We start from the raw sequence: 11,395 nt of genomic DNA on the forward strand, positions 1-11,395 counted from the left end.
GAGAACTCAATCATTCCGACGCCGTCTTTCTCTCGTCCACGCCGGAATGTCTGGTGTGCGATGAGCGAAGATCAGTGTTCTCTTCAACAGGAAAATCAATCGGCACTGATCGACACGGACCACGAAAAGGGGACGGGGGTCAAAAGCGACGAATCGTGCCAATTGACCCCCGTCCCCTTTTCCTCGAGTCGTCCCCTTTTCCTCGAGTTACCTCTCTCCATCTTCACCCTCCAGGCAGTAGGGTCGAGCGAAGCGAGGGGAGGTCGAACGGTGACTCCCCGCTTCAGCGTCGGTCCGGAAGGAAACCCAACCAGCTACTTACCACAAAACACATGAAAGTACTTCTCCGAGCGTGGCGAATTCCGGACAACGAAATTGAAAAAAGTCGATCAACAAATCTAGCGAGAACTCAATCATTCCGACGCCGTCTTTCTCTCGTCCACGCCGCAATGACTGGTGTGCGATGAGCGAAGATCACTGTTCTCTTCAACAGGAACACCAATCGGCACTGATCGACACGAACTGTTGCGCGACCTAGAAAAGCGGACCGGGGCAAAAGCGACGCACCATGCTGATTGCCCCCGTTCCCTTGTCCTCGACGTGAGCAATCCAGTTCAAGCGAAGGGGGCGAGCCACATGCCACCGGAATGTGGTTCAACCGGACGGTTGGAGATGCACCCATGCTTGAACGCAATGGTTACCGAAGCCGGCGAGTCGGGGTCGTGTTCCGCTCAATGACTTGGAGGTGCCCCAGTCCTTACGGACAAAATCCGAGAACAAATCGGCGCCCTGGATTCAGTGATATTGAGCCTAGCCGGAAACTGTGTCCGTCACCTTGGTTCAAGGCAAACTCTCTCTCCACATGACGTTTTCAAGCCATTCATATCAGGCGCCAGCGGCAACCCTCGCAGCATTACTCTTCGCGATCCCGCTGCTTGGTTGCAATCGAGACACCGACGATCGATTGCCCACCGCTTCGCAAATCCTCGACCGAATGGCGACCACCTATTCGGAATGCGAAACCTACTCCGATTCAGGCACGCTCACGACAACTTACCTGTCCCGCGAAGGGGAGACGGTGGAAGTCATACCGTTTACAACCGCGATGATTCGTCCGCATCAATTCCGCTTCCAGTTCCGCATTGAGGGTGATTCGCAGTCCCGCTACATCGTCTGGCGAGACGGCACTCAGATACGTACTTGGTGGGACGTCAAGCGACGATCGGAGCGGCCTTATTCACTGGGACTTGGATTGGCAGGTGCGACAGGCGTTTCAGGCGGCGCGGCACACACCATCCCAGCCTTGCTGCTGCCGAGAGAGGTCGACGGGCGAACATTGACCGACGCAACCAAAGCGAGACGCGGCGCAGATCAGCTACATGGCGAACATGCCTGCTTCACAATCGAAGCCCAGTTGTTCGGTAGCCCAATCACGATTTGGATCGATCAACAATCTTACCTTGTCCGTCGTATCGACACCCGTGCTGAGTATGAGTATTTCACAACGCAAGATACGACCATCATCGATCCCGTGGTCAATGAAACAGTCCAACCGTCTTTGCTGAACTTTGGTGCACCGTGGTGAGCAGACCAGCAAGAGTCTTTCGGAATGGAATGGTTCCATCCAGTGAATCTCCACCGCAAAACCTCGTGGCAACGAAAGAACGGGAGACCGACCAAAAAAGGGACGGGGGTCAAAAGCGACGAATCACGCGAATTGACCCCCGTCCCCTTTTCCGCGCGGCCGCCCTATCGGGATGCGTCTTTTGCCTTCTTCCGTGGCGTTGGCCACACGTGGGAATGGGCAGTGAGCTCTTTGTAGTACGTGTTCAGCTTGCGTTCCATGGCCTTGGTTCGTTCAAGATCCTGTGCTGAGACGTCGGTGGATTCGTTGATGTCCTGAGTGACATCGAAGATCTGAATGTCCGTCAGGTTTGCCTCTCGCGCTCGGTCAGCGTTGTGATCTGAAATGTTTTGCAGCTTGGGGAATTGGCCGCGATTGAGCTTGGCCAGCACTTTCCACTTGCCGTCCCGCATGGCGACTCGTCGTTCGTTGATGGCGTTGTAATAAACCCAGAAAAGGGGCTTAGGGCGTTGTGCGGTTGGGTCAGCGAGCAGCGGCAAAACATCAGTGCCATCGAGGTACAAGTCGGTGGGAATGGAGGCACCTGCCAAACGGCAAAAAGTGGGAAGGAGATCGAGCGACGAAACGACGGTGTCGAGAGTTTGTCCTGGCTCAATTTCGCCGGGCCAGTTGACAATTCCTGGGACACGAAACCCGGCTTCGGTTGTGTGCAACTTCATGCCACGTAGAGGCCCCGGGGAACCGTAGGAGCGATTGGCATTGGGGTATCGATCGAGTGTTTCGGGGCCGTTGTCAGATGTGAAAACGATCAGCGTGTCATCGCGTTTGCCAATTTCTTCTAGCCCCTTCACCAACCGACCCACCGCGGCATCGACATTCGCAACATTGGCGAAGTACTGGGTTTCGTCTTCGTCTACTGCAACGTTCCGGTACTGCGCGACGAGTGCTTCCGGCGAGGCGACGGGTTCGTGAGGTTCATGAAACGGCAGGTAGAGAAAGAAAGGTTGGTCCTTTTCAGCACGACGGTCCAACCACTGCAAAGCTTCGGTCACCACGAATTGACAACTGAACTCATCGACCTTCCCGATCGGTTTGCCGTTGCGAACAAAGTTTTCGGGGAATTGATGGGAGGGGGCGGCGTTGTTTTGGGTTGCCAGGTAATGATCGAAACCAAAGTTATTGGGTTGCGGTTGAGCGGGGTCGTTGAAGCGAGAATTGCAATGCCACTTGCCCGCCATGCAAGTGGCGTATCCTGCATCGTTGAGCAATTGCGCGATGGTGACTTCATGGCCACGCATGTGTACTTGGTCGCGAGCGTCTGGTCTTGGGTTCCGGGCTTCGGGGATCCAGTCATAAACGCCAGCTCGATTGGGGCTGCGTCCGGTCAATAGTCCAACCCGAGAGGGAGAACAAACGGGGGCCGCCGAATAGCAATTCGTCAGCCGGATGCCGGTGGCGGCCAACTGATTCAGGTTGGGTGTTTTGATGTGGGGATGGCCGAAACACTCCAGGTCTCCGTATCCCAGGTCATCGCAGAGCACGATCACAAAGTTTGGACGTTCGGCTGCCCAAATTAATTGGTTGAACAGGGCCGAGGCGAGGCAAAAGGAGACGCTGACGGCGATTGCAATTGATCTCATGGAAACATTCTCTGTTGAAAGTCACGGTAATCCGCCTGGGGATCAATCCCGGTCGCCAGGATGGCGACTCGCTGGACGAAAATCCATCACCCCTCAGCGCTAGGATTGAGCGAATTCAGTTGCATGTGCAGTAGAGGATAGGGCTTGCCCTGTCCATCGACGGGTGAACGTCCGACAATGGCAAATCCCATTCTTTGGTAGAAGCCGATTGCTTGCACGTTCTGTTCATTCACATCGACTCTCATCGCTGACTGCCACCGGACGGCATGCTCCGTCAACGCTCGCCCCACCCCGGTACCTCTGGCCTGCGGGGCGACAAAGAGCATCTCGATGTTGCCGTCACTCACACCACAGAATCCGCATATCTCATCTGCTTCATCTCGTGCGCAGGTCAACTCAACCGCATCAAAGTATTGGTCCAGGATCAAAGGTCGCAACGCGAGGATCTCTTCTTCGGGCAAAAAATCGTGTGTCGCTCTAACGGATAATTCCCAGATTTCGATCAGTCTCGAATAATCGTCAACGTCAGCAGTTGAGATTCTCATTAGGAAGGTCACCTTGAAGAAACGATTCCGTGTTGCTTGCCGAGCGGGATAGCTTGCTGATTGGACTTAGCGGTCCGTTTGGACCGAGTAAGTCGATTGCACAAACCCGCAGTCAAAGGTTTTTGTGCTTTGATGGGTGAGCTTGATGTCTCTTTCGAGTGATCCGAACAGCGGGATGCCATCGCCCAACAGGATGGGAATGATGGTGATGACGATCTCCTTGATCAAGCCGGCCTGCAAAAAACGTTGCACGGTGACGCCGCCATCAATGTAAAGCTTCTTCGCACCTTGTTCGGACAAGCGACGATGTAAATCGATAGCGGATTCTGATGAATGAGTGACACAGGCGGGCATCTCATCAGGAAATTCAATCGGATTTTGGCTCAGCACGACCACCGGTGTGTCGCCGTAGGGCCATGGCCCAAAAGTTCGTACCTTATCATACGTGTTTCGCCCCATCACCAGCACATCGACCGAGCTCATGAACGCGTTGTAACCGCAATCTTCACCTTCCGGAACGCTCGCGTTGGCTTCATCAAGCCAGTCAAGATTGCCGTCTTTGCGTGCGATGAATCCGTCAAGACTGGTCGCGATAAATACGGAAGCGTTTGCAGTCATCGTTGTTCCAACTGAGTCATCCGCGAATTTGTCCCAACCCTTGATTCGCGGGAAGTGCACGACGTGAATTTTCAAAGGTTGCTTCGGGCGTCGACCGAGGTTGCAACCCCGCGAGATTCTACGAGCAAGGGTCGCTGCTTCGAAACAGCGTGTTTGAAACAAAGTGGATCCGCCAACGCAAGTGGCGTTCTCGGGCGACACCATGAAAGAAGGTGGTTCTGCCGGCCCCGTTTCTTCCAACGAGGCCGGCGTGAAGAACGCCCAAAGCCGGACGCTAGTTGGCGTTGCGGTTGATCGGTTTCTCAACCACGAAGGCTTTGGGGAAATCCGCCGCTTCGGATCCGCCTTGTTCGGACCAACGCTTGTTGTTGGACCCGCCACGCGGTTGATTCATGGGGATATCCATCCCGCCCTCGTCGCCAAGCATCGCATAGAGCTGATTTTCCATTTCTTTGGCGACCGATTTGTAATTCGGGTCGTGGATCAGGTTGTTTAACTCGTCCGGATCCGTTTGCAAATCATAGAGCTCGTCGGTATCCCACAATCCGTAGTAGGTGATGTACTTGAAGCGATCACCACGCAACGCAAATTGCGTCGGCGTTTGCGGGAAGTTCTTCTCCCAATAATACACGTACAAGAAGTACTCTCGCCAATCCGCGTCGGGATGGTTGGGTAGCTCAAGAAAGCTCTGGCCATCCATGTATTCCGGCGTTTCCAAACCGGCTGCATGCAGAATCGTGGGGCCGACGTCGATGTTTCCAACCACTTGCTCCGTCGGTGTGCCACCTTCAAATAAGTTGGGACACTGCATCAACATTGGGACACGAATGGATGCTTCATAGGAAACGCGTTTGTCGATCAACCCATGTTCGCCCCACATAAAGCCGTTGTCGCCCATGTAGATCACAAGCGTGTCGTCGTGAACGCCCATGTCCTTGAGTTGTTGCAACACGCGCCCAACACTGTCGTCGACTGCAAGCACCGATTCGCAGTAGCGACGGTAGAGGTAATCCAGCCCTTTGTCGCTGTGGTACGAGAAGTCGATTCCGTGCCAACTGTTCTTTTGGTCTCTGACCCAGCGTGGCGTGTTTTTGTCAGCCGAAAGCTCTTTCCCTGTCGGAAGAAAACTGAGATCTGCATCGGCATAACGTCCTTGATGACGTTCCGCAGGTGTGAAGTTCGAATGAACGGCCTTGTGGGACAAGTACAGGAAAAATGGTTTTTCGTCGTCTCGTTCTTTCAGCCAGTCGACTGCGTAGTCGGTGAGTTCATCAGTGATGTATCCCTTCTGCTTGACTCGCTCCCCATTGACGTTCAGCGTGTACTTTGGCCCCGGCGGAAGGTAGTTGCCTTGACCTCGGAAGCTGACCCAATGGTCAAACCCGGGACGTGGGTCATCGTGATGCCCGCCCATGTGCCACTTGCCAACAAACGCGGTGTCGTATCCTGCTCGCTGCAAGTATTGAGGGAAAAACAATGTGCCGTCGGGGACCAAGCGATTGTTGTCAATCACTCGGTGCTTGTGCGTGTACAAACCAGTCAGGATCGAAGCTCGACTGGGCGAGCACAAGCTCGTCGTGACCAAAGCGTTCTTGATGTGCGTTCCGTTGGCGGCAATCGAATCCAAGTGAGGCGTTTCAAGAAACGGATGACCAGCACACCCCATGGCGTCGAAGCGATGGTCATCGGTCAAGATGAAGACCACGTTTCGCGGCTGAACTCCGTCTCGCTTGGGGGTCGGCGGGAGTTGGTCGGCGGCGTGGACAAAGGTTCCAACCAAAGCCGCACAAAGAAACACAGGGAGACACTGGTAGGTTTGTGAAAGTGCGATGCGCATGTTCAACGATTCTGAGGGGCAGGATGTGGGGAAGGCCGCCATTGTAATCGAATTGCGGGTCTCGCTCATCGCTTGGGTGGAGATGTTCGCAAGGATTCCTGCAGCACTAGGCGGCCAGGTCTGGCCGCACAATCGGCCCGCCAACATTCTGTTCAGAGGAAGGACACGCCACGTGGACGGTCACTGGTTTCGGGCCGCCTCCCAGATCGCTCGGTCGGCTTCCTCGATGATGGGATCAAACTGTTCGATCTCAACTGCGTTATTGCCTTGCTCATGTTTTCGAAACAAAAACAAATACGTTTCGTTTTGAGGTCGATAGCGATGAAAGAAGAACTCGTTTTTCCGAGCGATCGCTTCCTGCAAAGACTGCCGTTCGGGTGTGTCAGGCAACTCCGCTTGGGAGGGGTCAACTTGCCCGGCAGATTCGCCCAGCAATGCTCCGCTCAATCGCACTGCCAATTCGCGATAACCCACTACATTTGGCAACATGCGATCCTCTGTCAATTGTTGGTCGGTGGGATTCCAGTTCAGTTCCACGAGAGCCAAGGATTGGGCGCGAGCAACGTCACGCAGCATTTGCTTGAAGGCTGACAACCCGGATTGATAGTGAGGGCGTCGGTCACCGGGAATCTCAACGGGAGTCAACAGGATGACGCGCGTTCCCCTTTTCTTCAGTTCGTCCACCAAGCTCAACAGGTCCGCTTGATAGCGGTCGGCGTTTTCATGGAACTGCCCCGCTTCCGATTGCCCGTACCAAATCAGCGCGACGGTAGGATTGGCGGCTTCGATGTCAGCCAACCGTCGAGCTCGGCCCGCTTCGATGTTTTCGAATCGCTTCCGCGAGATTGCCGAAACGGTGTCTCCGGACCAGCCGAGGTTGCGGATGGAAAGTTTCCAGTCAGGTCGCTGCGTCTGCAGTTCCGTTTCCAACTCGTCACGCGGTTGCATTCGTTCAACGAACGTGCCTCCGATCATCGCGACGCGGTCGTTGGGACGCAGCAGCGCCGCAGATTCATCGGCAAGGGCGGCATCGCCACCAGCACCTAAAAACAGAACAAACAAAACCGCAGCAGAAGCTTTTTTCACCATGACGCATTCCTCTGTGTCCGCTTCGTCATTGCCTCGCACGAAACGGTACAACCATCCACCCGCAACAGCACCCACGATGGGCGCGGTCAAGTACAACCAGAGCAAATTGTAATGGTTGGACACCAATGCGGGACCCAGGCTGCGAGCCGGGTTCATCGAAGCGTTGGTGAGCGGCCCAGCGACGAAGGCTTCCATTGCGATGGTCGCGCCGACGGCCAAGCCCGCTGTGATGGATTTCTCTTTCGCGCCCGTTGAAACGCCGATCACGATCCACATCAGAATCAATGACATCATGAACTCCACCGCCCAAGCAGACCCCGTGGCCAAGGACGAGGACGTGCTGCCAAGCTTCGCATCATCGATCCCGAAAACCATGGCCAAGGAACCGGCAGCCAACAACGCGCCAGCACATTGAGCGACGATGTAAGCGGCGGCATCGCGAACAGGAAAACGTCCTACGCTAGCGAAAGCAAGCGAAACCGCCGGATTCATATGCGCCCCTGACAAATCACCGATCGAGTAGATCATCGTCATCACGATCAATCCCCAAACGGTCGCGACACCAACATGAGTCAGCATGCCAGTCTGGTTGTCGACAACCATTGCCCCACATCCGATCAGTACCAAACAGTACGTTCCAATGATTTCGCATACGCATCGTCGAAGTAAAGATAACTGCATGGGGGCGATCAAGCTCGAGTGGTCGGAAAGGGAATGACATCAGCAATGTCGTCAGCACCAGTGCGTAGCATCAGCAATCGGTCGACCCCGAGAGCAACGCCACTGCACGCAGGCAAACCCTGGCGCATTGCAGCTAGCAAGGTGGTGTCAACCGAGAGGGGAGATCGTCCGTGAGCGACGCGAATCTGGTTGCTCAATTCGTAGCGTCTCTGAAGTTCGTCAGCGTCGAGCAGTTCGTCGTAACCGTTGGCGAGCTCAACGCCTCGATAAAACAATTCGAAGCGTTCCGCGCAATCGGGATCGTCTTCGCATGGTTTGGCAAGCGCCGCTTGCGTGACAGGGTACCGCGTCAGAATCGTTGGTGTGTCATTGGCTAGTGAGGGTTCGATCCTTTCACTTAGCAAAACATCCAGCAGCGCGTCTCGATCCGGTCCGATGGACAGCGCCAACGATTCATCCAATCGGGCGACTTGATCTCGCAAATCATCAATGGCGATTTCGACCGGATCAAACCCAAGGTGACATTGAAAGGCTTCGCGGTAGCTGATCGTTCGAAAAGCCGGCGTGTTCAGAATCTCGACCGCCAAGTTGCCAAGCATTTCAATCGCTGAGGAAGCGTCGCCGCCGACTTCGTACCATTCCAGCATCGAGAATTCGACGTTATGTCGCGCTCCGACTTCGCCTTTGCGGAAAACGGGCGTGATGGCGTAGATCGAAGGAGCCCCCTCGGCCAGCATTCGTTTCATCGCGGATTCGGGCGACGTTTGCAAGTAGAACTTGGGGGGCGAATCCGGCCCACCGTCCAATCCGACCTGTGCCCCATCGACTTCGATCGGATCCAAGAAAGCGTCGACGACGCAGTCCCGACTCAAGCACGGTGGTTGGACCTCGATCAAACCGCGGCTGTCGAAGAAGCGGCGTAGATCGCGAAGCAAGTCCGATCTTTGACGCAAACGTTCTGCGAAACACAAGGAGGAGGGCTGATCGAGCATCAAACGCGGTTGCGGGGGCGAGTTGGAAGGCCGCGGAGCGACAAAATGGGCGTGCTGGCATCTTCATAATGAGCGTTTCGTGCCTGGCCAGCACGCTGTTTTCCACAGAATACGGCCTTCGGAGGAACAATTACATAACCGTTACACGCTTTTACATCCGGTGTGACATCAAGAAGGCCTCGCCTTGCTATTCTTCCCGCGGAAACGAGACGTCGTCATTTCGAGGCTGCGTCTCACGACTTATTTAACGCACCACGAGACCAGGATCGTTCTCTGATGTCGACCGTTGTTGAACCAACCAAGAACCACTCCCCTGCCAAGGGCAAGGGCAATCCCACCCAAAACCCAACCGACGCCCCTGAATCAACACAGCTTGAATCGCCACAAACTGGTGGCAAGCTGCGATTGGATCAACCTCGCGAAGAAGACGCCGACGGTTTTTCATCGCTGGTCGCTCAAAAAGCCGCGAAAAAACGCGATTTGGCGAAGCCGACCAAGGCTGACCGAGTTCGCGCGTCGAACATCAGTTGGTGGGCGGTTGGTTGGCTGGCGTTGGCTCACGTGGTGTGCTTGGCCGCACCATTCACTTTCACCTGGACCGCGTTGATCACCGCCTTGGTGCTTCACTGGGTTGCCGGCAGCCTCGGCATTTGCCTTGGTTATCACCGTTTGCTGACGCACACCGGGATGAAGACCTACAACTGGGTTCGCTACACGTTTGCAGCGATCGGATGTTTCGCGGGCGAAGGCTCGCCTTTGGATTGGGTGGCCGATCACCGCAAACACCATGCTCACAGCGACCTGGAAGGCGATCCGCACTCGCCTCGCGATGGCGGTATCTGGAGCCATATCTTCTGGCTCGCATTTCACACTCACAATGGCGACCGAGACGCTTACTTGAATCGCTGGGTTCCCGACCTGTACAAAGACCCAGCGATGCGAGCGTTTGACATGCTGTTTTTGCCGATCCACATCGTCGCATCGTTTGCCTTGCTGGGCATCGGCTACGCGTTTGGCGGTTGGGAACTCGGAATCTCGATGTTGGTTTGGGGCATGTTCGTCCGCTTGGTCGCTGTTCTGCACGCAACCTGGATGGTCAACAGTGCATCGCACATGTGGGGTTACAAGAACTACGAAACCACCGACGACAGTCGCAATAACTGGTTGGTCGCAATCGTGGCTTACGGTGAAGGCTGGCACAACAACCACCACGCTTACCCGCGGATGGCCAAGCACGGTCACAAGTGGTGGGAATTCGACATCACCTGGCAAGCCATCAAACTGCTTCGCGCGTTGGGTTTGGTTTGGGACGTGGTCGATTATCGTACAGTCGCGGCAAAGAAAGCTCGCGACGCGAAGAACACAGCGTCAGCCTAACAATTCCGCCACACTCGAGCTTCGAGCCGGTCCAATCGGGGCTCGAGACGTATCAACAAACAGCCGGTCTCTCACGAGGTCGGCTGTTTTTTTGCGTCGTGAGTGCCACTTCCAAAAGAGCTTCCGTCAATCAGCGAACAACGAATCCATCCCGCAAAGGACCAACCGTCACCCAATCATTCCCGGTCTGACCGCCCACGAAAGGATGCAGCGTCCCCGAAGACGACCTAGCCAATGAAGCTCATCGGAGGGAGCCAAACCCAGGTTGTGAAATTGCTCGGTCCCTCGTATCGTCCGGCAGTTTCTTTCCTTGAGGCTTCGGAGACCATGAACCCGATTCTCGTTCTCCTGTGTGTGATTGCGTTGGGCCTGTTGATTGGCCGAGTGTCGTTCCGTGGCATTTCGCTAGGCACGTCAGCGATTCTGTTTGTTGCTTTGCTCGCCGGACATTTTGGCTGGAGCATCCCGACTGGGTTCGGCACGCTCGGGTTGGCACTGTTTGTCTACTGCGTCGGCATCTCCGCTGGCCCGACCTTTTTTCGAGGCCTCGCGTCTCACGGTCGAGCGATGGCGATCACCGGATCGGTCATCGTTTTGACTGGTGTCGCAGTGACTTGGGTTTGTGCTCGCTTGCTCGATTTGCCCGCTGAACTGGCTGGCGGTTTGATGGCGGGAGCCATGACCAGCACTCCAGCGCTCGGTGCGATCACGCAATCGTCGGGTGATCCGGCCGCAGTGGCAGTTGGCTTCGGTGTCGCCTATCCAATTGGGATCATCTCGGTGGTCTTGTTCGTGCAAATCGCGATCAAGTTGTTTGCGAAGGGGAACGACGACGAAACTCATTCAGGGGAAGACTCGTCCCAACCAACCAGTGCCGAAATTGCTCAAGCCAACAGCATTGGCCGACGCGTCGTTCGAATTGCCAACCCAGTTGTGGCCGGGAAACGCCCCAGCGATATCGCTGCGTTCGCAGATTCCCCGTGCCAGATGTCGCGTGTTCAGCGGGAAGGACGCTGGCGCCCCACGCCACC

8 protein-coding genes and 1 pseudogene are annotated in these 11,395 nt (G+C 55.5%); 3 read left to right on the forward strand and 6 right to left on the reverse strand.

Annotated elements, in window-relative coordinates:
* Positions 1-964: 964 nt before the first annotated feature.
* The gene (locus ACF8AM_RS05070; protein ID WP_392554586.1) at positions 965-1,585 is read left to right on the forward strand and encodes a hypothetical protein; all 621 of its coding nucleotides are present in this window, start codon (positions 965-967) and stop codon (positions 1,583-1,585) included.
* Between the two features lie 164 nt (positions 1,586-1,749).
* Here ACF8AM_RS05070 and ACF8AM_RS05075 read toward each other — a convergent pair whose 3' ends face one another.
* From ACF8AM_RS05075 to epmA, 6 genes are all read right to left on the reverse strand, one after another.
* On the reverse strand, positions 1,750-3,225 hold the full coding sequence (locus tag ACF8AM_RS05075) for a sulfatase (protein ID WP_392554587.1): 1,476 nt from the start codon (positions 3,223-3,225) through the stop codon (positions 1,750-1,752).
* An 86-nt stretch (positions 3,226-3,311) separates the two neighbouring features.
* Entirely contained in the window at positions 3,312-3,770 is a 459-nt protein-coding gene (locus tag ACF8AM_RS05080) for an acetyltransferase (RefSeq protein WP_392554588.1), read from the reverse strand.
* A 66-nt stretch (positions 3,771-3,836) separates the two neighbouring features.
* The gene (locus ACF8AM_RS05085; protein ID WP_392554589.1) at positions 3,837-4,388 is read right to left on the reverse strand and encodes a dihydrofolate reductase family protein; all 552 of its coding nucleotides are present in this window, start codon (positions 4,386-4,388) and stop codon (positions 3,837-3,839) included.
* A gap of 274 nt (positions 4,389-4,662) precedes the next feature.
* Positions 4,663-6,225: a sulfatase gene (locus tag ACF8AM_RS05090; RefSeq protein WP_392554590.1), complete on the reverse strand. Its 1,563-nt coding sequence runs from the start codon at positions 6,223-6,225 to the stop codon at positions 4,663-4,665.
* 180 nt (positions 6,226-6,405) lie between these two features.
* Complete coding sequence (locus ACF8AM_RS05095; RefSeq protein WP_392554591.1) at positions 6,406-7,995, reverse strand: aquaporin; 1,590 nt, start codon at positions 7,993-7,995, stop codon at positions 6,406-6,408.
* 8 nt (positions 7,996-8,003) lie between these two features.
* Complete coding sequence (epmA, locus tag ACF8AM_RS05100; protein WP_392554592.1) at positions 8,004-8,987, reverse strand: EF-P lysine aminoacylase EpmA; 984 nt, start codon at positions 8,985-8,987, stop codon at positions 8,004-8,006.
* A 276-nt stretch (positions 8,988-9,263) separates the two neighbouring features.
* Here epmA and ACF8AM_RS05105 point away from each other — a divergent pair, with 276 nt between their 5' ends.
* Positions 9,264-10,364 (forward strand): acyl-CoA desaturase, encoded by a 1,101-nt coding sequence (locus tag ACF8AM_RS05105; protein WP_392554593.1) that lies wholly within the window; start codon positions 9,264-9,266, stop codon positions 10,362-10,364.
* A 327-nt stretch (positions 10,365-10,691) separates the two neighbouring features.
* Positions 10,692-11,395: pseudogene (locus tag ACF8AM_RS05110) on the forward strand (transporter); the annotation flags it as partial.

This window comes from Rhodopirellula sp. JB055, from assembly GCF_043100905.1.
In the GTDB taxonomy this organism is placed as follows: domain Bacteria; phylum Planctomycetota; class Planctomycetia; order Pirellulales; family Pirellulaceae; genus Rhodopirellula.

What these genes read in the sequence shown, in the direction of transcription:
- ACF8AM_RS05075 (WP_392554587.1), bottom strand. Translation starts at nt 3,225, where the DNA reads ATGAGATCAATTGCAATCGCCGTCAGCGTCTCCTTTTGCCTCGCCTCG.
- ACF8AM_RS05080 (WP_392554588.1), bottom strand. Translation starts at nt 3,770, where the DNA reads ATGAGAATCTCAACTGCTGACGTTGACGATTATTCGAGACTGATCGAA.
- ACF8AM_RS05085 (WP_392554589.1), bottom strand. Translation starts at nt 4,388, where the DNA reads ATGACTGCAAACGCTTCCGTATTTATCGCGACCAGTCTTGACGGATTC.
- ACF8AM_RS05090 (WP_392554590.1), bottom strand. Translation starts at nt 6,225, where the DNA reads ATGCGCATCGCACTTTCACAAACCTACCAGTGTCTCCCTGTGTTTCTT.
- ACF8AM_RS05095 (WP_392554591.1), bottom strand. Translation starts at nt 7,995, where the DNA reads ATGCAGTTATCTTTACTTCGACGATGCGTATGCGAAATCATTGGAACG.
- epmA (WP_392554592.1), bottom strand. Translation starts at nt 8,987, where the DNA reads ATGCTCGATCAGCCCTCCTCCTTGTGTTTCGCAGAACGTTTGCGTCAA.
- ACF8AM_RS05105 (WP_392554593.1), top strand. Translation starts at nt 9,264, where the DNA reads ATGTCGACCGTTGTTGAACCAACCAAGAACCACTCCCCTGCCAAGGGC.